Here is a 23,781-nt window from a genome sequence, read left to right on the forward strand (position 1 = left end):
AATTGCTGATAGTTTTTCGTTGTTAATGATTTTTACAATATTCCTGATTTTATCACAGCAATCTTAATGTGAGATATTTGCCATCTTCTATGTGAGTAGGGTCTGCAAAGGTTATAGGCTATTGCAGCTTTTTAAGCGAGGTTATTTAGCTGTTTTTTCTTTACTTTGAGATATCTCTTTGATTTTGAAAGGTTAAATAATAACCACAAAAAATGATGAAATATCTAACCAATAAATTGCTCAAACAGGCGTCTTGTTAATTTTCTTCACGCGAGTATTCTGTACCTAAGCGTTAGGGATGATGCGGGACTAAAAGGAATAAGGAAAAGGATGACCTATCATGGAGCTGATATATAAGGAAATTGCAAGGAGCAACGCTTTCAATGGATGAGCTATAAGCATATAAGGGCGACTTTGGTCGCCCTTAATCTTAATGGCCTAAAATCTAGACTTATCACAATTACCATCAATAATTTAACTTCTTTTAATAAAGAGCTTATTTTCTCTTTTTCTACTTCAAGGTTGGGCAAACAATATTATGGAATGTATTGGTGTCTTTTAAAAACATGATTTTCAGTTAATCGAAATTAGAGCGTGTTTATTGAGAAAGACTTATCTTTCACAAAACTATATTAAACAACCTCGATTGATTATAATGTCGCTTAGTGGATTTTAAAAAAGAGATTATCATGCAAAATCAGCAAGAAATTGAAGCTGGTGTTTTTCGTCGCTTATTAGAACATTTAGATAAACATAAAGATGTGCAAAACATTGATTTGATGATTTTGGCTGATTTTTGTCGAAATTGCCTAGCTAAGTGGATGGTCGCTGAAGCTGAAAGTAAAGGTGTTCAACTGACTTATGAGCAGGCAAGAGAGCACATTTATGGCATGCCATACTCAGAATGGAAAGAAAAGTTTCAGAAAAAAGCAACTGCCGAACAGCTTGCAGCTTTTGAGGCCAAAAATAAAACAAAGTAAAAGATTATTAACAGTATGAAATTAACTTGGTATTTTGATTTTATTTCGCCATTTGCTTATTTGCAATTGCATCGGTTTGACGATTTACCTCATGGTGTTGATATTGAGTATAAGCCTATATTATTTGCTGGTTTACTGAATCATTGGAAGAATGTTGGTCCTGCGGAAATATCACCTAAAAGAATTTTTACTTATAAACATTGTTATTGGTATGCTCGAAAAAATAACATTCCTTTTAAAATGCCTCCTGCTCACCCTTTCAATTCACTTGCAGCATTACGCTTAGCAATTGCAGCTGGAGGAGGATTGGATACAATTAAAATTATTTTTGAAACTATTTGGCGACATGGTTTTGAACTTAATTCTTCTCAAGCAATCGAACACCTTGAAAGTCACTTAAAGTTATCTGATTTAAAGTTACTGATATCAGATGAAACAGTAAAAAAACAATTAAGAGATAATACAGAAGAAGCGGCGAGTCATTCTGTTTTTGGTGTACCAACCTTCGTTGTTAATGAGTATGAAGAAAGCTTTTGGGGGTTAGATTCTTTTGATATGTTACTGGACTTTATTCGAACACCTGAAAAATTTTATGATGAAGAAATGCGACGCATTCATTCGCTACCTGAAGGTGTCCAGCGTAAACGTTGAGAGTAAATAGAAAAGCTATGATTTTACTGAGTATTCAGTTTAATTTATTCTACGGTGATTAAGATGTACCTTCATTGACGTCAATCTCAAATTGTTGCATAACGCCTAAGGCTTTTTCAATATCAATTTGGAGTACTATACCGGAGCCTGACTTTGATTCAAATTCTCCTACATGGTTAATGGCTTCAATAATGGCTTCGCATAAACTTGATTCAACAACAAACAAAACCACATCTCTTTGTGTTTCTAATGATAAACCTAAAAATGTTTTATGTTGATTAATCCCTTCACCACGAGCATTGTTAATGATAGTCGCGCCTTTAGCCCCTGCTATTCGTGCACTGGCAATGATGTCATTGGTGATTGTGTCATCGACAAATGCGACAATTAATTTAAAGTGCATAACATATACTCCTTTTCAGTGAGTAGTTGATTCATGTGTTGATTTTCTTCTGTTGTTTAAATACTTCTTGATAATAGCGGTTTCTTAGTTTTTGTTTTATTTTGTATTCTGATAATTGAGCATAAGCCATAACTGAAATAATAGGAAATAAACAGGCAAAGGCTATTAAACCAAAACCGTCAATTAATGGGCTTCTGCCCGGTATTGACTCTGCGAGCCCAAGGCCTAAAGCGGTTACTAAAGGAACAGTGACTGTTGAAGTTGCTACGCCTCCAGAGTCAAAAGCTAATGGAATGATTAGTTTTGGGGCTTGAATTGTTTGTAGAATAACGAGGCCATAACCAATCATAATAAACCAGTGAATCGGATATCCACTAATTATCCTCCAGGTTCCTAAAGTGATACCAAAAGCGACTCCGATTGCGACTGATATTCTTAACCCCCAAATGCTAATAGCACCGCCTGAGACTTGATTAGCCTTTATAGCAACGGCTATCAAAGATGGCTCGGCAATGGCTGTGCTAGCACCTATTGTAAATGCAAATAAATAAACCCATAGGTAGTTATTAGGATCGGCTGAGAGTTGTTCTGCCATAAGCCGACCAATTGGAAACAATGCTTTTTCTAGGCCAAGAATAAAGAAAACCAGACCAATAATGACAAATAAGAAGCCAAACAGAACTTCATGCAAATTCTTGATTGGCTTTCGAATAACAAAAAATCTAAAACCAAATATAATGACAGCGATTGGGATAACATCTTTCACTGTTGTTAATAGCGTTGATATTAGCTCGTTGGCCCAAGTCAACTTAAATCACCATTCCGTAAAACATTACGGCGATCATCGGGGTTAACGAGGCAAATGCAATTAAGCCAAAACCATCAATCATTGGATTACGTCCTCTGATTGAGCTCGCTAGCCCTACACCTAGAGCAGTCACTAGCGGCACTGTAATAGTTGAAGTAGTAACACCTCCACTGTCATAAGCAATACCAATAATCTCATCGGGGGCAAATAAAGTCATGATAATAACGAGTGTATACCCACTAATAATCATCCATTGAATTGGCCAGCCTTTAATTATTCTAATGACGCCTATAACAATTGCGATACCTACGCTTGTTGCAACAACCATTCTTAAGCCAAAAGCATATTTGATAAGCGCATCTGGTTGATTGGCTATATGCCCACTAACTGAAGCTGCTAAGGCGGCTTCTTTGGCCACTGCCATTAAGGCCGGCTCGGCAACCGTTGTTCCAAAACCTAATAAAAATGCGAACAATATCAACCAAAATAAGCTTCCTTTGTTGGCAAAGTCATGAGCCATGCTTTCTCCTATTGGAAATAGCCCCATTTTTAACCCTTCAATAAAAAAAGTTAACCCTAAAATAACTAGTAATGTACCGAACAAAATGTCTAAAACATTAGGGATGGGTTGCTGCATAACAATGAGTTGAAAAAAAAGAATAACAGAAACAATTGGAATTAAGTCTCGAATACTTTCAGTTAAGGGAATAAATATTTTTTTCATTCATTGAGCATTGTTAGTTCCTGTTTTATTTAAGTTTAGACACGTTTTATTACAAACACCTAATTTAGTCATTAGATGTTTTGGCCTGTAAAGTTTAATTAACCTGACTTCTTTGACTGATGGTTAATTTTTAATACAAGAATATTTGCGTCTTTAAGTGGAGTTGATATTGCCATTAATGAATAAAGTACTTAATCTATTGCTAATTTACTGATTGCCATTGGTGGCTTATATTCAAGGAATACAAATGACTGACGAAAAACAACAATTGCAAAATGCTTACCAAAATACCCAGCAAATCCTGAAAGAGCAGGTTGTGCCTCAAAGAGCGCTGCCAATTCTACATAAACCATCGATGAATGATCTAAGAGAAGCCAATGAATATCAATCAGCTGGTATTTTAATGAGAAGGCTGGCAGACACCATTACACAATGGCGCGAACAATTACCTGAAGATGAAGAGCCCGCTATTTTGGCTGTTATGTATGGGGGGATTCAAATTAGTGTTGAGCGTTTGGCCCAAGAAAGTTTTCATGGCATTCGTATTGAAGGTAATATGAACGGTAGTCCCTGTATGTTATTAGCTCATCAATCAACAGTGCAAATGCTTTGTTTTGTCAAAAAAGTAGAGAAAAAAACCGTAAAAAGACGAATTGGTTTTATCATTGATGGCGAAGAAGAAGAAGTTTAAATTTGTAGTTTCTAAGTTCGCTAAATAGGTTTACTAAAACTATACTTGATTTAGTCAGAAATTCAGAGATGAAAATGGAGTCGATTACAGAAGGTATGCAATATGGAGTTAAATCAAGCTAAGTGTGTTCAAGCTCAGTCAAACCTAAAAATTAATAAATTCCCAATGTTTGATCCGTTGATGCTACAAAGAAAGCATCTAAGAACGACTCGTTTAGTTATCTCTATTTGTTATTTTATCAGTTTAGTGCTTTTTCTATTGATATAAAAGCCTGCTTTAGAGCAGGCTAAAGTAATGTTCTAGTCACTATCGGGAACAAAAACATAACCGATGCCCCAAACTGTTTGTAAATAGCGCGGTTTGGCTGGATCTTCTTCGATCATGCGCCTTAAACGCGAAACTTGCACATCGATACTTCTCTCTAATGCACTGTAGTCGCGCCCTCTAGCTAGGTTCATTAATTTATCTCTTGAAAGTGGTTGGCGAGGGTTGGTGACCAATGATTTGAGTACGGCAAACTCTCCACTAGTTAAAGTTAGCGGTGTTCCTTCGCGACTCATTTCTCGTGTGGCTAGGTTGAGCTTAAATTGTCCAAACTCTATAATTTTCTCTTCTCCACTTGGTGCACCAGGGAGTTCTGTCGTTTTTCGTCGTAATACAGCTTTAACTCTGGCTAATAGCTCGCGTGGATTAAAGGGCTTTGCAAGATAGTCATCTGCACCTAACTCAAGCCCAATGATTCGATCAACATCATCGCCTTTAGCGGTTAGCATAATGATTGGGATATTGTTATCTTCTGCCCTCAGGCGCCTACAAATAGATAAGCCATCTTCGCCGGGTAGCATTAGATCAAGCACCATCAGATGATAGTTTTCTCTTTCTAAAAAACGATTCATTTGCTCTGAGTCTGCGGCTGCTTTTACAATATATCCTTGTTCTTTAAAGTACCTTTCCAATAAACTACGTAAACGCAAATCGTCATCAACAACCAAAATTTTCTGCGTTTCTTCACTCATTGTTATCCCCTTTATCTGCACTTGTTATAACTTATCAATGATATAGTCTACTGGACTTCGTCTTCAATGAGTTATTTTCTATGATTAACCGTTTGAAAGGCAAAGGTTTTTCCATGACCAATTGTTACAGAGTATAACCTAATTTTTGAATAATCAGAAAAAATGTCTAATCTACTACTTAACAAGTTAGACAAGTATTATTCTTTAAGTTAATTTTTATTGAGAATAACAGCTGAATTTCTTACTGAAATGTTTATAATCGCCAGTCCGATTATCAAAAATTAATTAACTCAACGTGAGTTATTTACTCTTCTATTTTATCAAGGTTTGTTTTGCCAGGAAATTTTATGCTTAATATCGCAGAAAAAATTGCTCAAGAGCTTTCAGTTAAACAGGAACAGGTTCGTGCCACAATAGAGTTACTCGATGATGGTGCTAGCGTACCTTTTGTTGCTCGTTATAGAAAAGAAGTGACAGGAGGTCTCGATGATAGCCAATTGCGTGATCTTGAAGAGCGACTGGGTTATTTAAGAGAGCTTGAGGAGCGTCGCCAAGTTATTCTAAAAAGTATCGAAGAACAAGAAAAATTAACCCCCGAATTATCTGCCAGTATTGTTCAAGCAGAGACCAAAAGCGAATTAGAAGATCTATATCTGCCCTATAAACCAAAACGTCGAACTAAGGCTCAAATTGCTCGCGAAGCTGGTCTTGCTCCATTAGCAAGTGGTTTGTTGGCTGAGCCAGACTTGGATCCTGAAACTACGGCACAAAGTTACTTGGATGAAGAGAAAGGCATCAATGATACAAAAGCAGCATTAGATGGGGCAAAACAAATTCTGATGGAAGAGTTTGCCGAAAATGCGGTACTTTTATCTGATCTTAGAAGCTATTTAAAGGAACATGCGTTTGTTCGGGCTACAGTCATTAGCGGCAAAGAAGAAGAAGGACATAAGTTTCGAGACTATTTTGAATATTCAGAAAAGCTTAGCAAAATACCGTCACATAGAGCATTAGCTTTATTTAGAGGTCGTAATGAAGGTGTTCTATCCTTAGAGTTAGTGGTTGATGAGCAACTGCTAAAAGATGATAAAGCGAGCAATCATGCGCAATACCTTATTGCTAAGCATTCTAATATCAAAAATGAAGGGCGTGCCGCAGATACATGGTTACAAACGGTTGTATTGTGGACTTGGCGGGTAAAACTGCATAACTTTTTTGAAACAGAGTTATTAGGTCAATTAAGAGAAGTTGCTGAAGCCAGTGCAATATCGGTTTTTGCTAGTAATTTGCGCGATCTCTTAATGGCTGCACCTGCGGGAAGGTATGCCACTATGGGGCTTGATCCTGGTTTACGAACTGGTGTAAAAGCCGTTGTGGTAGACGATACAGGCAAATTACTCACCCAATCAACGATTTTTCCTCATGCTCCACAAAATCAATGGGATGCTTCTATTGCAAAGTTAGCAACGATTTGTGAATTGCATAAAGTTAAATTAGTTAGCATTGGCAATGGTACGGCATCGCGTGAAACCGATAAGTTGGTGGCTGAGTTGATGAAAAAGCATTCACAGTTAGGTTTGCAAAAAATAGTTGTTAGTGAGGCTGGCGCTTCTGTTTATTCGGCTTCTAGATTAGCTTCCGAAGAGTTTCCGGATTTAGATGTTACCTACCGTGGGGCTGTTTCCATTGCAAGACGCTTGCAAGACCCATTAGCCGAACTCGTTAAAATTGAGCCGAAGGCTATTGGTGTCGGTCAATATCAACACGATGTCAGTCAAAGCCAGTTAAGTAAGTCATTAGCTAGTGTCGTAGAAGATTGTGTAAATGCTGTGGGCGTTGATTTGAATACTGCATCGGCGCCTTTATTGACCCATGTTTCAGGGTTAAACAAAACGTTAGCCCAGAATATTATTCGATATAGGGAATCTAATGGTCGTTTTATTAATCGACAGCAATTAATCGAAGTTGAAAGGCTGGGGCCAAAAGCATTTGAACAAGCGGCTGGTTTTTTAAGAATTACCGATGGTGATAATGCGCTTGATAAATCAGGTGTTCACCCTGAGACTTATCCTATCGTTGAAAAAATGTTAGCCAAAATACAGGGTAGTATTGATAGTTTAATGGGGAATAAACAAACTCTTGCTCAGTTAAATGCGGCTGATTTTGTAGAAGAAAAGTTTGGTTTACCAACAATTAACGACATTTTAGCCGAACTTGATAAACCGGGGCGTGATCCTAGAGGTAATTTTAAGGCAGCAAAGTTTAAAGACGGTGTTGAAAAAATTGCTGATCTTAGTCCTGGTATGGCTTTAGAAGGTTCAGTGACTAATGTAACGGATTTTGGTGCTTTTGTTGATATAGGTGTTCATCAAGATGGTTTAGTTCATATCTCAGTAATGAGTGATAAATTTATATCTAATCCGCGCGATGTTGTTAAAACTGGAGATATCGTTAAAGTGCATGTGGTTGAAGTTGATGCCAAACGCAAGCGGATTAGTCTATCAATGGTTGGGCCTAATCCTGAAAATGCCCAAGTTAAAGGCAGTACTAAAGGTGACAGTCGAGAAGCGGTAAAGCGTCATCATAAACCAAAATCATCACCAAAGAAGCAAAAGCCTGTCAATTCGGCGTTTGGTATGGCATTAGCTGATGCATTAAAAGGCAAAAAATAGTTATTCATCATTCAAAGAGATAAAAATATGACACATTTTGTAAATTTATGTTGCAAGGCCTATATCAGTTTGTTATAAATACCCAACGCTAGCGAATAATAGAAGCCCACATAAGTGGGACCTGCAGACTGGAAACTTTTATAAGCCTCAAAATGAGGCTTTTTTATTGTCTGTAATAAAGTGTTTAATTTCCTAATTCTTCAATTTATATACTTTTTTGCACTTTTGAATTCTGTTAGTCTTTTAGCATTGCTCATTACTACTAATCAGTTGGAATATAGTCATGCTTGAATCCCGAGGTTTTAACCTGTTTATGGCTTTTGTTTGTTACCAATTACTGGTTACAGCTTACTATTTTCAATTTGTCGAAAATATGGATCCCTGCCCTCTGTGTATTTTTCAGCGTATTGGTGTTTTATGTGTTGGAATATGGTTTTTATTGCGAGGTATACACAACCCGCGTGTTGGAAGTGGTTGGAACTTGGGATATTCTATTCTTGGGTTAATTAGTGCAATACTTGGCGGCATTGTTTCCGCCCGTCATTTATATCTACAAAACTTACCTGAAGGAGAGGTTCCTGCTTGTGGCCCTGCATTAGACTATCTGGTTGATATGTTACCAATCAGTGAAGTGATTAGTACCGTATTAGCAGGCGATGGTGAGTGCGCGAAGATAAGCTGGGAAATGATGGGAATTTCAATGCCAGGATGGGTGTTGATCTTTTTTGTGGTAATAGCTGGGTTAATGGTACGCAATATTTATCGTCATTTAAAACCAAGTAAACATATTTTTAGCTAAAATGGGCGGTGGACTTTAATATTGTTCAAGATTAAAACTCTATAGTGGCAGCTCTATTTGTTCGTCATGGACATCGGAGTGTTTTTTGAGTCCTGATTCAACTAGTGGTAGATGTAGTGTGAAGCGACATCCTTTGCCGAGTTGTGATTCGACCGTTAATTGACCACCAAGTTGCTCAGATATTATAAAATAAGAAACGGATAAGCCTAGTCCTGTACCGACATTTTCGTCTTTAGTCGTAAAAAATGGTTCAAAAACGCGTTTGCGAGTTTTTTCATCCATTCCTGGACCATTGTCAATAATTTCAACACAGACCATACTTCCTTCTCGGCGGATGATTAACTCAATTGTGGGAACAAAACCAGCAAAGTCTTTTTGGGCTAATGCTTGAGCTGCGTTGATTAGGAGGTTTAAAAAAACTTGTTCAAGCTGGTTTTTTTGTGCCATAACATGGCCAACATCTGGAGAATAGGTTTTTTTAATTTCTATTTTTCTGAAATCAAACTTTTTTCGTTGATTATAGTTTTTGGCGGATAATCGGACCGCTGCATCTAATGTTTCATCGACACTGACCAGGGTTGACTCTTGATTGGCCGGACGAGAAAAACTTAACATATCACCGACTATTCGTGCCGCTCTTTCACCAGACTGTAAAATACCATCAAGAAATTCAAGAATTCTCTGTTGAGTTAAATACTCATTGAGTGCATTAAGGTCAATTTGTGTCTCGTTTGCAATTAATTGGTTTCTTGCTAGCTCTTTTGAAAGCCGTCGTTTGATATTTTGTGTGCTTTGCATAATCGCACCTAGAGGGTTATTGATTTCATGCGCCATGCCCGCAGCAAGCCCTCCTAAAGACAGCATTTTTTCTGTCTGTACAAGGGTTTCATCAATTTTTAGTTTTTCAGTAATATCATCAATCCGAATGACTTCTCCTTGTTCTTCCTCTCTTAATGAAAAAATCGGATAAATCATTACCTCAAGTACCCTGGGTTCATGGTTTATTTTGATTTTAAACTGAAAACTAAGCGTTTGGTTAAGGAGATCTTTTGATTCTGAAGCTTTAATGATTTGAATATATAACGCGGGAAATAAATTCGAAAGCTTTTCTCCAATAGCCATTTTTGCACGAACATTGGTCATTTTTTCTGCTTCGATATTCCATTGCATCACACGGTATCTTTCATCCACTGCAATAATTCCAGATGGCATTGAATCAATTAACTTTTCGAGATAGTTTTGAATTGAGTTTGCATAACGCTCTGCCATTTCACGGCTTTGTTTTTGTTTCTTAATCTCAGAGGAGTGTTCTGCAATCCTTAACTCTAATAAGTTTCTAGTTTTTTCTAGTGCTTCTTTTGATTCATCAATCTCTTTTTCTACTTCCAAGCGATGAGATATGTCGGTAACAAATTCGATGTAGTGTGGTTTTTCCAACCAGCTAGCCATACGAGCTCTGCATTCAACCGGTATTCGTTGTCCACTACGTGTACGATACCGTGTTTCATAGCTAACACTACCGCCTCCTTGCATAATATTGACGAGTTTAGGGTGGCGGTGCAAATAACAGTCAATATCTAAGTCGAGAGTTGATAAATTCTTTAGTTCGTCTTTGGTGTATCCAAGAGACTCACATGCTTTTTGATTAACCTCAACAATTCTTCCATCCATTGATACGAGTAGTACCATATCGACAGCTTGATCTATCAATAAGCGAAAATCTTGCCGTGTTTCATCCCAGCGTTGTGCTTGTGCTGATTCCCAGTTGAGCAAATAAAATGCGGGATATGCGATCACTGCAAGTGTTAAACAAGCGACTCCTAATTCAAGAGCGGCTTCACGCCAGTTATAACTTCCATCAAGCCAAAAGTTAATGCTTAATGCGCTCACAACAGGAAGCAGTGCCGCAATTACGATCAATGAGGCAGTAAAACTTCTAATTGTCCAATAGCGTGCAAATTGAAAAGATTTCGCTGTTTTTTTATTGGATGTTGGCTTCATGTTGATTAGTTTAGCTTAATTTTGATTGAGCCGCAGTTCTAACAAGTGATAGAGGCGGCATTTATTTGACACTTGATTAAAAGATAAACAAAAGAGCGGAATGATTTAAAAGAAAAAAACAGTTTCTGATAAAAATATTTTGAAGTCTGCATTTATTGTGGTAAAACCTAGATGAAAGATATGAATTAGACTGAGGAGCCTGGCAAGCATGTCAGAAAAAAAAATTGACGGTGATACCCCCGCCCTTTGTATAAACAACGCAGTAGATAATTGGTTGGCTGAAAGAAATCAATTACTTGTTCAATACTTTCGATTATCAGGTAGTCGAAATAATTTATCACTGCCTGATGGTGAACAGCTTAACCAGTTTTGTGGTTTGCTGATTGACTATGTTTCTGCAGGGCATTTTGAAGTATATGAACAAATAGTGAATGCTTGTGAGGTCAATGGTCCTGAAAGTATTTCATTACTTGAAAAATTATACCCTGAGATTTCTGAGACAACAGATATTGTTGTAAATTTTAATGATAAGTATTCTCAATTTTCAGAAGACTCTATTTTTGAGCGTTTAGACAATGATTTATCCGTTTTGGGGGAAGCGATTGCAAAAAGAGTCGAACTCGAAGATGATTTAATTGATACATTGAAAACTAAGCATTAGACTTCGCTGGCTAAACTTTTCAGGTTAATCAAGATTAAATAACCTTTGTGTTATTTGTTGCTTATTTTAATTCAGTATAGATTTGGGAATAATAAAAAATGATAAGAGTGATCATTGAAAGAAATGTCAAAGAAGGATGCTTCCATGATTATCTAGATATGATTCGCAGGGCCCGTAAGCAGGCTACTGCAATTGAAGGTTTTATTGCTGGTGAATTGTTACAAGAAAAGTCAAACCAACACAAAGCATTTATAATCTCTAGTTGGGAAAATAACGCGGCTTGGGAAAAGTGGTATAACTCTGAAGAACGCCAAGAAGTTTTGGAGGAAATGCGGCCACTACTAACAACGGATGAAAAAATAACTGTTTTAGAAAACAGTCAATTACTCAAATAGTGTGGCCACCGTTTATTTTATTTATTTTTTCTTAACATAAAGGACGAGGTTATGATCAATGAGTTCGTAACCATGTTTTTCGGCAATTTGGTGCTGAAGATCTTCTATTTCTTTATTAACAAATTCAATTACTTTGCCTGAGTCTACACAAACCATATGATCGTGATGCTCATCGCCGCTTAATTCAAATACTGCATGGCCGTCTTCAAAGTTGTGTCGGCTAACTAATCCTGCTGATTCAAACTGTGTTAGTACACGGTAAACCGTTGCTAAACCAACATCTTCACCAGCTTCTAATAATAATTTGTAAACATCTTCTGCGCTTAAGTGTTTCTGCTCAGTTTTTTCGAGGATATTTAATATTTTCAAACGCGGTAGTGTTACTTTTAGGCCCGCTTCTTTAAGTTGTTGGTTATTCAAAATATACTCTCCGTAATTAATTCCTAGTTAAATCGACCAATAAATGGAATTTTTTAGCTTTAAAATGGACTATAACACCACATTATATTCTTTTTTTAAGGTATTTTGCACAAATTCATATAGAATACCTCGCTGAGGTGAGAAATCTCTCTGTTGTTTTTCAGCAAAAGCCGAACATTTTAGTAGTAATATTTTATTGTAGGAAAGTCCATGATTAAAAAGTTGTCATTTTTAGCTTTTATATTCACATTGAGCGCATGTGTTTATCGCCTTGATATACAACAAGGTAATATTCTTGCACAAAGAGATATTGACAAGTTGCGTCCTGAACTGACTAAAAATCAGGTTGTTTTTGTACTGGGTTCGCCAGTTATCGAAGATAGCTTTACTGATGATAAATGGACTTATTTATATAGTTATGAAAATCCTAATCGAGGTATTAAAAACATTAAAAAGTTAGAGTTGATATTCAAAGATGATAAGCTGATATCTGCTGAAGGTGATTATGAGATTCCCGAAGCGCTAAAAGTAAAAAGCACTAACTAATCCTTAAAGGTTACTATTTTGGCTTATTATTATACGACTTATAACATTGACGGTAATGCTTAAGTAGTTTGTTTCGTAATATAGGACTTGGCAGGCTTTTGGGTTCTACTAAGTTAATTGTCTTGGTTGAAAGGTTGATTTGTTTATCGTATCTTCGGCAAAAGCGACACATGAGTAAGTGGAGCTTTAACTTAAACCCGCGTATTCCTGTGATGGGTTGATCGATATTTTCCGACAACTCTTCTGCAACCTTTTTGCAAGAAGGTAACATTAACATTCCCCTGTGATTTGAAAATGATCAATGACTTGCAAAATACGATCTCGGCCTCGGTGTAGTAATACTCTCAAGTTAGACGGTGTAACACTTAAAATGTTACAAATTTCGTCCATTGATAAGCCTCCAGAATCCTTCAATTTCATAGCAACTCTTTGGTTTTCTGGTATTTTTTCGAGATTTTTTGATATGCAATCTTCTAGCTCTTTAGCGACTAACAAGTTTTCCGGTGTATCGGCATGCCATTGAGAAGAGGGTGAAACCCAGTGAGATTTTTCATCAAATCTAGGATCTGTAGCCCATGAATCTTGCATTGATTCAAGTGACACCGAACGCGACTCTTTTCTGAGTCGAGTTTTGGCTTCATTAGCGACAATTCTCATTATCCAGCTTTTTAATGAAGAGCGACCTTCAAATTTAGGTAATGCTCGCAATGCTGAAATCCATGATTCTTGAATAATTTCGTCTGCGATCGAACTACCTGCAATAGATTGAGCGACTGAGTGCATTAATGAGTAATATTGAGAAAATACTGATTCAAATGTGGCTTCATCACCAGCCAATAATTTTTCAATAAGTAACTTTTCTTGGTTTGACAACCTTTGACTCCAGTTAATTCTGAAACGCATAGTCATAGAACGAAAAATCTACTAATAATTAAAGTTAATTGATAGTAGGCTGAGTTTTCGATTAATAAAGCCAATTGACCAAGACAGAATTGCTTATTTTTATTTCAAAATAAGAATAACAGACTGAGTGTTAGGTTCAAGTTTTTAAATAACCAAAACAGTGAATAAAAATTAACCCAAGTAGGTTGGAGGAGGAGGCGCTTTTCATCTGTTTTATCGCTTAAACAATACTAGGGCATAGCATTAATTGGCCATTTTTCGCCAAAGCCTGCAGAACTTTCACTGATAACAAACTGATCATCTTTAGAAAAGCCAACAGCATAAATAATAGCTCCCAGTGGTTTACCTGCCTGACGGGTTCTTGCTCGCCACTGATCCACTTTTTTCCCTGTACTGATATTCCAAAGACTCACATCTCTACCAGGAGCTCCTGTGGCAAGCATGGTTTCATCATGTGAGAAAGCAGCAGCACTAATGATGTATTCTCTAGGATTGAGATCTAATTGGTTTACTGGTCGTCCTGTTTGCAGGTTCCAAATGGTTGCATTGCCTTTAGTCCCAGAAGTAAAAGCCATTTTTCCGCTAGAGGCTAATTTTAGTTTTGTTACTCGTGTTTTATGTTCGAAAAGTTGGTGTGGCTTACCTGTTTTGGTATTCCATAAAACTGCTCGATAGTCATTGCCACCTGTGAATGCCCAACGACCATTAGCGGATAGATCAACACTGGCGACAGCTTCATTTCTATGGCCTGTGAACTCAAGCCTACGACCTGTGTTCATATCAATATGAATGGCTAAACCATTCCCAAGCCCTAACAAAACATAACGGCCCTTATCAGAGAGAGCTATAGAGCGTATATCTGCGGGAGCTTTCCAATAGCCATAGGCTTTGCCTGAAGTTGTATTCCAAATAACAAAAGTTCTAGCATCTGCTGTAACTGCTCTGCTTCCATCTGGTGAAATGTTGAGGGCAATAATCGCTGACTCAGGGTTTTGATCATGTTTCCACTGAAATAATAGTTGGTTTTTATTTAAATCCCAAAATCCAACACCAAAATTAACCGAGGAGATCATAGCAAATCTACCATCTCTGGAAATAGTGGCATCCAAAGCGCCAATAGCAGTATGTTGCCACTCAGCTACTGATTTAGGCTCATTTTGACAGCTAGAAATGATAAAAATGCTAACTATTACCAACAAAAGTCTGGGTAAACTCTGTAGTATCATCCATCTTCCTTAAGTTCAAGCCAATGGCCTGGTACTTCTTTTTTTGTTAAATAAAGTATAGACTGCCATTTTATTAAGGGAAATATTCCTAAAACACATAAAATTAAATCAATAAGAGGGTTTATCGTGAAAAACTATATCGCAGCTATTACGCTGGGTATCTTGATATCTGGATGCCAGGATGCAGGCAAGGCTAATAAAAAAGAAGAAACCAAAGACAGCAAAGTTGAAAACAAAGCTGTGCTCGCCGATAAAGATAAAATGGCTTATGCACTCGGTACAAATATGGCCGATAGCATTATTCAAATCAATAATGACTTTAAGTCTATGGGATTAGATATAAATGTAGTAAAGCGTGGTTTTGATGCAAGAGTTCAGGAAAAATCTGAGTTAAACGATGATCAGGTCAATGAGCAACTACAGATTTTTCAACAAAAAATGCGTATGGCACAGCAACAAAAAATGCAAGAAGAGAGAACTGCTAGAGTAGAAGAAAATAAAGCATTTTTTGAAAAAACTGAAAAAGATGGTTTTACTAAAACTGAATCAGGCTTGTACTATAAAGTGATTCAAAAAGCTAAAGAAGGAGCGGTTAAACCTGCTGCGACGGATACTGTTAGAGTTCATTACACCGGTAAATTTACTAATGGTGAAGAGTTTGATAGTTCTGTTGGTAAAGAACCATTTAAGTTTTCACTAAAAGGTGGTGTAATACAAGGATGGATCGAAGGTGTTAAATTAATGGATGTGGGAAGTAAATTTCAGTTTGTTATTCCTCCTGAGTTAGGTTATGGCGAAAGAGATAGAGGCCGAATCCCTGGTAATTCAATCTTGGTTTTTGATGTCGAACTACTTGAAATCGTAGATGTTAAAAAAGAAGAGGAAGCTAGAAAAGCAGAGCAGGCTAAAAAAGCTGCTGAAGCGAAGAAAGCTGAAAAATAAAAATATAGCCCCGAATAGGGGCTTTATTTTACTCTAAACTGCTGCTTTTAGCCGATTAAGGTTTTAATATTATTTCTTGTTGCTCTTTATTTGATGACTGTTTCCCATCAAGCAACTGATCAACATACTCTTCTTTAATCATTGATTGTTCAATAAAGACTGTTTTTCGCCGTGGTTTTAGTTGGCTGTATATTATTCCCGCAATAATAAGCAAAACTGAAATATATTGTCCGTCTGTCAATTTTTCTTCAAGTAATAACCAACCAAAGAATAATGTGCCTAATGGGAGTAGATTCATCCATAAACCCACTTTACTTGCCGGTAATGTTCTTAATGAAGAATTATATAAAATAAAGGCAATTACATTGACTCCCCACGCTAAAAATAATACTGACAAAATACCTTGAGTTGATATTTCTGTTGGTATATTGCTATTAAATGCCACAACTAATGGTAAGAAAAAGAAAGTTCCAAACAATGCTTGTAGGCTAGTTAATAATACTGGCGAGTAACGTTCGCCTAGCTTTCTAGCTAAAATGCTGTAACCAGTAGCAAAGCAGATAGCAATAAATTCAAGCCCATTGCCAAGTAAGTGGTTGCTGCCTTGCCCTGAACTTTCTCCAAGTAAAGAGAGTAATATTGCGCCTGAAACAGCGACTAATCCACCAATAACCATACGGTTGTTGATTTTCTCTTTTAAAAAATAAAAAGCTGCAATCGTCACCATAAAGGGATGTAAAGCCGTTATCATGCCTGCTTCTGAAGCACTGGTGTAGGTGAGAGCTAGTCCTTCAAATATAAAATATAAACAAGGTTCACAGAGTATTAATCCAAGAATTAACCAGCCATCACCTGCTTGGTAAGCTTTCCTTTCTTTATGAACTTTGGGTAAGAAAAACATTAGCACGGCAACAGCTAATAGCATTCTTAAGAATACAGTTAAAAATGCACCTAATTCCGCAACAGCAATTTTCATTGCAATGAATGAAGCTGACCAAATAATGACTGCCACAACCACTTGAGCGATGGCTATTAAATCTTGACGATTATACATTGTAAACTCCCTCCTAAGCTGCTAGGAGTAAAATTGGAGCTATGAAGTTTACAGGTATAGGTTTTTACAACAATCTAAATAAACTAAGTATTCGCATTAGTTTAATTTATCAATTCAGCAACCTCATTAATACAATGCACCAAATTGGTGCGTTGTAACTTATTTATGCACCATAAATAAACTGTCTATTCATTATTATCCAACTATAATAGCCGGTAATCTTGCAATTATAAGTACCTAAAAGTTGGCATCAAGTTTGCTTGGTGCTGTATATTCGAAAATTAATAACTTGGTTTGCAGTACACTTTTTGAGGAAATAACGATGGCTAAAAATGATATCTTCACCATGATTGAAGAAAATGATGTTTCTTTTGTTGATTTAAGGTTTACTGATACAAAAGGTAAAGAGCAGCATGTAACACTGCCTGTTCATTGTATTGATGAAGATTTTATGGAAGAAGGAAAGATGTTTGATGGCTCTTCTATTCAAGGCTGGAAAAGCATCAACGAGTCTGACATGGTTTTAATGCCTGATGCAGCAACAGCTGTTATGGACCCGTTTTGTGAAGATGCGACACTTAATTTACGTTGCGATATTCTAGAGCCTACAACAATGCAAGGATATGATAGAGATCCTCGCTCGGTTGCTAAAAGAGCAGAAGCTTATTTAAAATCGACAGGGATTGCTGATACTGCATTCTTTGGTCCTGAGCCAGAGTTCTTCTTATTTGATGATGTGCGTTTTAGCATTGATATGAAAGGAGCCTCTTATCGTATAGATTCTAATGAAGCAGCCTGGAACTCGGAGCGTCGTTACGATGATGGTAATATGGCACATAGACCTAGAGTAAAAGGGGGTTACTTTCCCGTTCCTCCAGTTGACTCTTCACAAGACATACGCTCACAAATGTGTTTAGTGCTTGAGGAAATGGGAGTCCCAACGGAAGCCCATCATCATGAAGTTGCAACAGCAAATCAAAATGAAATAGCAACTAAATTTAACACATTGGTCGCTAAAGCGGATGAAACACAGATTTTAAAGTATGTTGTGCATAATGTGGCTCATGCTTACGGTAAAACTGCGACTTTCATGCCAAAACCTGTTGTTGGCGATAATGGTAGTGGAATGCATGTTCATCAGTCGTTAGCAAAAGATGGTGTTAACATCTTTGCTGGTAATAAGTATGGTGGTTTATCTGAAGAAGCGATTTACTACATAGGCGGTATTATTAAGCATGCCAGGGCCCTTAATGCGTTGACTAACCCATCAACTAATTCATACAAACGATTAGTTCCTGGTTTTGAAGCGCCAGTAATGTTGGCTTATTCAGCGAAGAACAGAAGTGCATCTATCCGTATTCCGCACGTACCTAGTGAAAAAGGTCGTCGAATTGAGGTGAGATTTCCTGATCCTATGGCTAACCCATACTTAGCTTATACAGCTATGTTGATGGCTGGCCTTGATGGTATTCAAAATAAGATTCATCCTGGTGATGCTATGGATAAAGATCTATATGACCTTCCTGCTGAGGAAGCGGCAGAAATACCAACGGTTGCTAGTTCACTTGAAGAGGCTCTTGATTCATTAGATAAAGATCGAGAATTTTTAACACGGGGTAATGTTTTTAGTGATGCATTCTTGGATGCCTATATTGAACTAAAACGAGAAGATGTTAACTATGTTAATATGACAACTCATCCAGCAGAGTTTGATATGTATTATAGCCTTTAATATTAAGCTGTTTTTAAGATAAAAGCCCGGTTTATGACCGGGCTTTTTTTATTATTCAGTGAAACTGTTCTAAAAACCAAAAGTCTAAAAAGTAAAATTAGCATTTAGTTTTGATGGCTATGCAAAATAGGTGTATTTTATAAACTCTGGTGCTTTTCACTTAATTAGGTGGCTAACATGAAAAAGTTTTTTTTAATCAGTCTGTGTCTTTTTCTTCAATTATCAGGTGTTAATGGGTTTGAGAAAAAGAAACTATACAAGTGGGTTGATAAAAATGGCAATGTACACTACTCCGATGAACCTCAAAAAGGCGCTAAAGAAATTGAAATGAAAGAAGTGCCCGCAATAAAAATGGAAACACCCGATTATGAAGCTATTCAAAAAAGTTTTTCAAATGGCAAAGAAGCGCCAGATGAAGTGAAGGAAGTTCAAGTTGATTATAACATTGAGCTAATTGAGCCTCAGAATGATGGTGCAATAAGAACTAATGATGGAACTATTACATTAAAAGGAAGCTTGGAGCCTGGTTTAACTGGAGAGCATTCAATTCGATTTTATTTAGATGGTTCTTTGATAAAAAGTGAAAGAAGCGCTTTAAGTGCAACCATTAAAAATGTTGAGTACGGTGCTCATACCGCGAGTGTTAGTGTCGTTGATTCACTCGGTAAAACCATTCGTTCAAGCAATACACATAAGTTTCAGGTGTTAAAAAGACTTAACTTAAAAAGAAAAAAATAATTAAGAATTCGTCATTATAGAAGATTAACATTCCTTAATAAAAATAAGGTTAAATAAAAATAAAATCGCTCAATGAAATAATTTTTACTTGAAAATATACCTAAAAAACTATTTTTCTTATGCTTGTTTAGAATTTAGTGGAATAGTGTTAATTCAGTCTCAGAAAAGGGTTTCCTTATTAACTAACATACGCCCTATATCGAATTTGATGACAGCTTGATTTTCAACCCCTGATTTGCCCGCTTATGTTAGCGGGCATTTTTTTATCAGTTCATTATTTTTTTAATGATTCATTTTCAAGTTTATGCTCAAGATAATGAATGTTAGTTCCACCTTTCAAGAAGTTTTCATCGGCCATTATACGACGTTGCAGTTCAATATTTGTTTTAATACCATCAATGATTACTTCATCAAGAGCCATTTGCATACGTGCTAAAGCTACCTCACGAGTTTCACCATAGGTAATTAATTTACCAATCATAGAGTCGTAATTAGGTGGGACTTTATAGCCTGAATAAATGTGAGAGTCCCATCTTACCCCAGGTCCTCCTGGTGCATGGTAACGATTAATTGTTCCTGGTGATGGAATAAAGGTATTCGGATCTTCAGCATTTATTCGACATTCAATTGAGTGACCTCTTAGTTGAATGTCTTCTTGTCGAAATGATAATGGTTGTCCTTCTGCGACCCTTAATTGTTCTTTTATTATGTCGACACCGGTAATCATTTCAGAGACAGGATGTTCAACCTGAACTCGGGTGTTCATTTCAATAAAATAAAACTCACCTTTTTCATAAAGAAACTCAAATGTTCCTGCACCTCGATAACCTATTTCTTGGCAAGCTTGAACACAGCGCTCACCAATAAAGCGTCTTTTTTCTTCGGTGATACCAGGTGCCGGTGCTTCTTCAACTACTTTTTGGTGACGACGTTGCATCGAACAGTCACGCTCACCTAAATAAATTGCGTTACCATGATTGTCCGCCATTACTTGAATTTCAACATGACGAGGTGTTTCTAAAAATTTTTCCATGTACACCATGTCATTATTAAATGCCGCTTTAGCTTCTGCTTTAGTCATCGAAATTGATTCGATCAAGTTTTCTTCTTTATGTACCACTCGCATACCTCGGCCACCACCACCACCAGAGGCTTTAATAATCACAGGGTATGCAATTCGCTTTGCCATAGCTAAGTTTTCTTTTGGATCATCACCTAAAGGACCATCTGAGCCTGGGACGCAAGGAACACCCGCACGTTTCATGGCAGCAATAGCTGATACTTTATCACCCATTAAACGAATACTTTCCGCTGTAGGCCCTATGAAACGGAAGCCACTACGTTCTACTTGTTCCGCAAAATCAGCATTTTCAGCTAAAAAGCCATAACCGGGATGTATCGCAATGGCATCTGTGACTTCTGCCGCGGCAATAATGGCTGGTATATTGAGGTAACTTTCTAATGGTGACGCTGGGCCAACACAAACAGATTCATCAGCTAGCTTTACGTGCATTAAATTTTCATCGACAGTTGAATGTACTGCCACAGTTTTAATGCCGAGTTCTCGGCACGCTCTTAATATTCGCAGAGCTATTTCTCCGCGATTAGCAATAACAACTTTATCAAGCATCTTATCTTCCAGATTATTTGATTAATTCCATGGGGAATAAAAAATTCACCCAACCTGATTATGTGAATAATCAAACGTTATTCGATAATAAATAGCGGCTCGTCAAACTCAACCGGTTCACCATCATCAATTAAGATTGCTTTAACCGTTCCTGCCGCATCTGCTTCAATTTGGTTCATCATTTTCATTGCTTCGATAATACATAAGGTATCACCTACTTTGACTTGATCACCTACTTCTACAAATGATTTTGAACCTGGTGATGGTGAGCGATAGAAAGTACCAACCATTGGAGATTTTACTTGGTGACCTGCAACTTCTTCTGTCACAGAAGATGGGCTATCAGAAGCTGGCACTGAACTATTTGTTGGTGCAGCTGCTGGTGCAGGAGCTGCTGCATATTGCACCGGTGGGGCTGACAATGGCGCAGCAGCACGGCTAATTCTAACCGACTCTTCACCTTCTTTTATTTCTATCTCTGCTACACCTGACTCTTCTAACAATTCGATTAATTTTTTTACTTTTCGAATATCCATAATAACTGCACCTTGAACAATGTTTAAAAACTAAAATAAATGGTTATATATAAATGATTAAAATAATTAGTGGGTTAGCTTTTTTATAACAGCCTCACATGCCATTGCATAACTCTCTTCTCCGAAGCCCGCAATAATGCCTTCAGCTAAATCTGAAAAGTAAGAATGTTGTCTAAAAGGTTCCCGTGAATGTGGATTAGATAAGTGTATTTCAATAAATGGTATACCAACAGCTGCTATTGCGTCGCGGATAGCAACACTCGTGTGTGTAAAAGCTGCAGGGTTGATAATAATGTAAGAGACTTGGTTTGTGCGAGCAGCCTGAATTTGATCAACAATTTCATGCTCAGCATTGGATTGAAAAAAGTCAGCTTTGAGATTCGCATTTTGCAAAATCTTTAAGCATTTGGATTTTATCTCTGCCAATGTCGTAGCGCCATATATCTCTGGTTCGCGGGTTCCAAGCAAGTTGAGGTTGGGACCATTGATGATTAAAACACTCATAAGTATTAATCTAATCACTAATATTTAACATTAATGAGGTTAAAATACGCTAAAATCTCGAAACTAGCAATATACCTGAGAAAAAATTTAAAATTTTATATTAGAGAGTAAAAATAATTGTTTTTCCTTATTTAGAAGATGTTAGCTGATTTTGTTTGTGTTTTTACGGTTTATAGGAGATTTTCTAGCATTTTTACTATAATTAAAGCGACCAAAAATATTGGTAGTTTAATTAATTGTTGATGCAATTTGGGGTTTTAATTGGTTAATGAGATTGCGCAGTATAAGAATAGCTAGCATTGCAGCACAAACTTGATAAATCAAAGAAGTTTCCATTTGGTGAGTGTTAGCGGCTACTTTGCTAACTGTAAAGCCAAAGGTGTTAATAGCCCAGTTGGTAAAGTATCCAAGGCTTATACTGGCACTGAAAATACTCATTAAATAAACCGCCAGGACCTTTGTCCCCATTTCCTGACGAATCATTCCCATTGTTGATAAATTAGTTGCTGGGCCTGCTAACATAAACACTAAGACTGCGCCTGGCGAAACGCCTACTGCTAAGAAACCTGCTGCTATCGGCGTTGATGCTGTAGCGCAAATGTACATAGGTATGCCTATAACGGACATTACCAGCATTGCAAGAAAACCGTCGCCCCATTGAGTTAAGAATTCGTTTGGAACCCAGGTTTTTATCATTGCAGCTAACAATAATCCGAACATTAACCAAGGGGTAATATCACGTAATAGCTTGCCTGAAGAAAAGCTCAATATGTTAGTCATTCTTTGATAAAAGTTAATAGGCGCCATAGTCGTTTTACTTGAGCAGGTGGTTTGTTTTGAAGTGCAGCAGCTTTTGTTAGAGTCGGAACTATTTGATTGGCTATTGCTAGTATTTTCTTCTTCTTTATCGATAATCATTACAAGAATGCCAGCATAAATGGCACTTAAAATTGCCGAAATAGGCCTTATAATTGCTATAAATGGTCCTAAAAGTGCGTAAGAAACCGAGATGGAGTCTACGCCTGTTTCAGGGGTTGCAACCAAAAAAGAAATACTTGCGGGTTTAGATGCGCCGGCTCTTCTTAGCCCTATAGCTGCCGGAATGACGCCACAAGAACACAGGGGAAGTGGTGCGCCAATTAAAGCTGCTTTAATAATGGATAACAAGTCTCCTTTTCCCATATGTTTTTGAAGCAATTCAAATGGAACGACCCACTTCATAAGTCCGGCAATTAATAGGCCCAATAATAGCCAAGGGGCTGATTCGGTAAAAAGCTCAATAAAATTATGAATTAGCAACATCATGAGGTTACTCTGGTTTTATTTTAAAAAAGTCGGGATCTTCGAGCGTTTGCAAGATTGTACAATTGATAGCACTTTCAGCGCCGCCACAGCAAGCTTTGTGCATCTTATTTAGTGCATACTTCATTTTCTCGAGATCATTAATTTTTGCTTCAATTTCACTAATTTTTTTGCCTGTATAATGTTTAACTTCTTGGCAAGTGTGTTCGTCTCTATGTAATTGAAGGCCTAATAGCTGATTAATTTCTTTTAGTGAAAAACCGACTTTTTTAGCGTGTAGAATGAAGTACAATTTTTGAGCGTCTTGTTCATTATAGAGACGATAGCCTGAGCTCGAGCGTTTACGAGCGCTGATCAATCCTTGCGATTCATAAAATCTCAGGGCTTCAACAGTTGTACCTGCTTTGTTGGCTAATTCACCAATTTTATAAAAGTGTTTAATCATAC

26 protein-coding genes are annotated in these 23,781 nt (G+C 37.1%); 11 read left to right on the forward strand and 15 right to left on the reverse strand.

The genetic code is table 11. From position 1 onward, the window contains the following. The first annotated feature begins 689 nt into the window (after nt 1-689). Both ACT5E3_RS01460 and ACT5E3_RS01465 read left to right on the forward strand, forming a co-directional pair. A complete protein-coding gene (locus tag ACT5E3_RS01460) occupies nt 690-980 on the forward strand; it encodes a DUF1244 domain-containing protein (protein ID WP_444996548.1) in 291 nt (96 codons plus the stop codon). Between the two features lie 15 nt (nt 981-995). Then, nucleotides 996-1,631: a 2-hydroxychromene-2-carboxylate isomerase gene (locus ACT5E3_RS01465; RefSeq protein ID WP_444996549.1), complete on the forward strand. Its 636-nt coding sequence runs from the start codon at nt 996-998 to the stop codon at nt 1,629-1,631. Nucleotides 1,632-1,689: 58 nt separating this feature from the next. Here ACT5E3_RS01465 and ACT5E3_RS01470 read toward each other — a convergent pair whose 3' ends face one another. The 3 genes from ACT5E3_RS01470 to ACT5E3_RS01480 are packed head-to-tail and all read right to left on the reverse strand — an operon-like array spanning nt 1,690 to nt 3,566. Beyond that, nucleotides 1,690-2,034 (reverse strand): P-II family nitrogen regulator, encoded by a 345-nt coding sequence (locus ACT5E3_RS01470; RefSeq protein ID WP_444996550.1) that lies wholly within the window; start codon nt 2,032-2,034, stop codon nt 1,690-1,692. 31 nt (nt 2,035-2,065) lie between these two features. Continuing rightward, nucleotides 2,066-2,842 (reverse strand): DUF1538 domain-containing protein, encoded by a 777-nt coding sequence (locus ACT5E3_RS01475; RefSeq protein WP_444996551.1) that lies wholly within the window; start codon nt 2,840-2,842, stop codon nt 2,066-2,068. Nucleotide 2,843: 1 nt separating this feature from the next. Continuing rightward, nucleotides 2,844-3,566: a DUF1538 family protein gene (locus ACT5E3_RS01480; protein WP_444996552.1), complete on the reverse strand. Its 723-nt coding sequence runs from the start codon at nt 3,564-3,566 to the stop codon at nt 2,844-2,846. Nucleotides 3,567-3,813: 247 nt separating this feature from the next. Between ACT5E3_RS01480 and ACT5E3_RS01485 the strand changes: the two genes are divergently transcribed. Beyond that, nucleotides 3,814-4,257 carry a hypothetical protein gene (locus ACT5E3_RS01485; RefSeq protein WP_444996553.1) on the forward strand — a complete coding sequence of 148 codons (444 nt, stop codon included), beginning with the start codon at nt 3,814-3,816 and terminating at the stop codon, nt 4,255-4,257. A gap of 299 nt (nt 4,258-4,556) precedes the next feature. On the opposite strand, the gene ompR is transcribed toward ACT5E3_RS01485, so the two are convergent. Then, entirely contained in the window at nt 4,557-5,273 is a 717-nt protein-coding gene (gene ompR, locus ACT5E3_RS01490) for an osmolarity response regulator transcription factor OmpR (RefSeq protein ID WP_444996554.1), read from the reverse strand. Nucleotides 5,274-5,620: 347 nt separating this feature from the next. Between ompR and ACT5E3_RS01495 the strand changes: the two genes are divergently transcribed. Further along, nucleotides 5,621-7,945, forward strand: coding sequence for a Tex family protein (locus ACT5E3_RS01495; protein WP_444996555.1), 2,325 nt, complete (start codon nt 5,621-5,623; stop codon nt 7,943-7,945). Nucleotides 7,946-8,228: 283 nt separating this feature from the next. After that, nucleotides 8,229-8,744 (forward strand): disulfide bond formation protein B, encoded by a 516-nt coding sequence (locus ACT5E3_RS01500; RefSeq protein WP_444996556.1) that lies wholly within the window; start codon nt 8,229-8,231, stop codon nt 8,742-8,744. Between the two features lie 39 nt (nt 8,745-8,783). Here the strand turns inward: ACT5E3_RS01500 and ACT5E3_RS01505 are convergent, their stop codons facing one another. Next, nucleotides 8,784-10,745 (reverse strand): PAS domain-containing sensor histidine kinase, encoded by a 1,962-nt coding sequence (locus tag ACT5E3_RS01505; RefSeq protein WP_444996557.1) that lies wholly within the window; start codon nt 10,743-10,745, stop codon nt 8,784-8,786. A 208-nt stretch (nt 10,746-10,953) separates the two neighbouring features. On the opposite strand from ACT5E3_RS01505, the gene rsd reads away from it, so the two are divergent. Both rsd and ACT5E3_RS01515 read left to right on the forward strand, forming a co-directional pair. Continuing rightward, complete coding sequence (gene rsd / locus ACT5E3_RS01510) at nt 10,954-11,406, forward strand: sigma D regulator (protein ID WP_444996558.1); 453 nt, start codon at nt 10,954-10,956, stop codon at nt 11,404-11,406. Between the two features lie 98 nt (nt 11,407-11,504). Further along, complete coding sequence (locus ACT5E3_RS01515) at nt 11,505-11,801, forward strand: antibiotic biosynthesis monooxygenase family protein (RefSeq protein ID WP_444996559.1); 297 nt, start codon at nt 11,505-11,507, stop codon at nt 11,799-11,801. Between the two features lie 21 nt (nt 11,802-11,822). Here ACT5E3_RS01515 and fur read toward each other — a convergent pair whose 3' ends face one another. Continuing rightward, entirely contained in the window at nt 11,823-12,221 is a 399-nt protein-coding gene (fur, locus tag ACT5E3_RS01520; protein ID WP_444996560.1) for a ferric iron uptake transcriptional regulator, read from the reverse strand. 210 nt (nt 12,222-12,431) lie between these two features. Here fur and ACT5E3_RS01525 point away from each other — a divergent pair, with 210 nt between their 5' ends. Continuing rightward, complete coding sequence (locus tag ACT5E3_RS01525) at nt 12,432-12,767, forward strand: outer membrane protein assembly factor BamE (protein WP_444996561.1); 336 nt, start codon at nt 12,432-12,434, stop codon at nt 12,765-12,767. Nucleotides 12,768-12,780: 13 nt separating this feature from the next. Here ACT5E3_RS01525 and ACT5E3_RS01530 read toward each other — a convergent pair whose 3' ends face one another. From ACT5E3_RS01530 to ACT5E3_RS01540, 3 genes are all read right to left on the reverse strand, one after another. Continuing rightward, a complete protein-coding gene (locus ACT5E3_RS01530) occupies nt 12,781-13,038 on the reverse strand; it encodes a hypothetical protein (RefSeq protein WP_444996562.1) in 258 nt (85 codons plus the stop codon). Beyond that, nucleotides 13,038-13,640, reverse strand: coding sequence for an RNA polymerase sigma factor (locus tag ACT5E3_RS01535; protein WP_444996563.1), 603 nt, complete (start codon nt 13,638-13,640; stop codon nt 13,038-13,040). The genes ACT5E3_RS01530 and ACT5E3_RS01535 overlap by 1 nt, the downstream gene beginning before the upstream one ends. A gap of 260 nt (nt 13,641-13,900) precedes the next feature. Next, nucleotides 13,901-14,896: a WD40 repeat domain-containing protein gene (locus ACT5E3_RS01540; protein ID WP_444996564.1), complete on the reverse strand. Its 996-nt coding sequence runs from the start codon at nt 14,894-14,896 to the stop codon at nt 13,901-13,903. Between the two features lie 126 nt (nt 14,897-15,022). Here ACT5E3_RS01540 and ACT5E3_RS01545 point away from each other — a divergent pair, with 126 nt between their 5' ends. After that, complete coding sequence (locus tag ACT5E3_RS01545; RefSeq protein ID WP_444996565.1) at nt 15,023-15,838, forward strand: FKBP-type peptidyl-prolyl cis-trans isomerase; 816 nt, start codon at nt 15,023-15,025, stop codon at nt 15,836-15,838. Between the two features lie 55 nt (nt 15,839-15,893). Here the strand turns inward: ACT5E3_RS01545 and ACT5E3_RS01550 are convergent, their stop codons facing one another. Then, a complete protein-coding gene (locus ACT5E3_RS01550) occupies nt 15,894-16,892 on the reverse strand; it encodes a DMT family transporter (protein WP_444996566.1) in 999 nt (332 codons plus the stop codon). A 322-nt stretch (nt 16,893-17,214) separates the two neighbouring features. Here ACT5E3_RS01550 and glnA point away from each other — a divergent pair, with 322 nt between their 5' ends. Then, complete coding sequence (glnA, locus tag ACT5E3_RS01555) at nt 17,215-18,624, forward strand: glutamate--ammonia ligase (protein WP_444996567.1); 1,410 nt, start codon at nt 17,215-17,217, stop codon at nt 18,622-18,624. Nucleotides 18,625-18,801: 177 nt separating this feature from the next. Further along, entirely contained in the window at nt 18,802-19,362 is a 561-nt protein-coding gene (locus ACT5E3_RS01560) for a DUF4124 domain-containing protein (protein ID WP_444996568.1), read from the forward strand. A 274-nt stretch (nt 19,363-19,636) separates the two neighbouring features. Here the strand turns inward: ACT5E3_RS01560 and accC are convergent, their stop codons facing one another. The 5 genes from accC to zntR all read right to left on the reverse strand — a co-directional run bounded on the left by accC (nt 19,637) and on the right by zntR (nt 23,779). Further along, on the reverse strand, nt 19,637-20,992 hold the full coding sequence (gene accC / locus ACT5E3_RS01565) for an acetyl-CoA carboxylase biotin carboxylase subunit (protein WP_444996569.1): 1,356 nt from the start codon (nt 20,990-20,992) through the stop codon (nt 19,637-19,639). A gap of 77 nt (nt 20,993-21,069) precedes the next feature. Further along, the gene (accB, locus tag ACT5E3_RS01570; RefSeq protein ID WP_444996570.1) at nt 21,070-21,528 is read right to left on the reverse strand and encodes an acetyl-CoA carboxylase biotin carboxyl carrier protein; all 459 of its coding nucleotides are present in this window, start codon (nt 21,526-21,528) and stop codon (nt 21,070-21,072) included. A 66-nt stretch (nt 21,529-21,594) separates the two neighbouring features. After that, on the reverse strand, nt 21,595-22,032 hold the full coding sequence (aroQ, locus tag ACT5E3_RS01575; RefSeq protein WP_444996571.1) for a type II 3-dehydroquinate dehydratase: 438 nt from the start codon (nt 22,030-22,032) through the stop codon (nt 21,595-21,597). Nucleotides 22,033-22,260: 228 nt separating this feature from the next. After that, on the reverse strand, nt 22,261-23,337 hold the full coding sequence (locus ACT5E3_RS01580; RefSeq protein WP_444996572.1) for an SO_0444 family Cu/Zn efflux transporter: 1,077 nt from the start codon (nt 23,335-23,337) through the stop codon (nt 22,261-22,263). Between the two features lie 4 nt (nt 23,338-23,341). After that, nucleotides 23,342-23,779 carry a Zn(2+)-responsive transcriptional regulator gene (zntR, locus tag ACT5E3_RS01585; protein WP_444996573.1) on the reverse strand — a complete coding sequence of 146 codons (438 nt, stop codon included), beginning with the start codon at nt 23,777-23,779 and terminating at the stop codon, nt 23,342-23,344. Between the last annotated feature and the right edge of the window lie 2 nt (nt 23,780-23,781).

The organism is Aliikangiella litoralis, assembly GCF_052495765.1.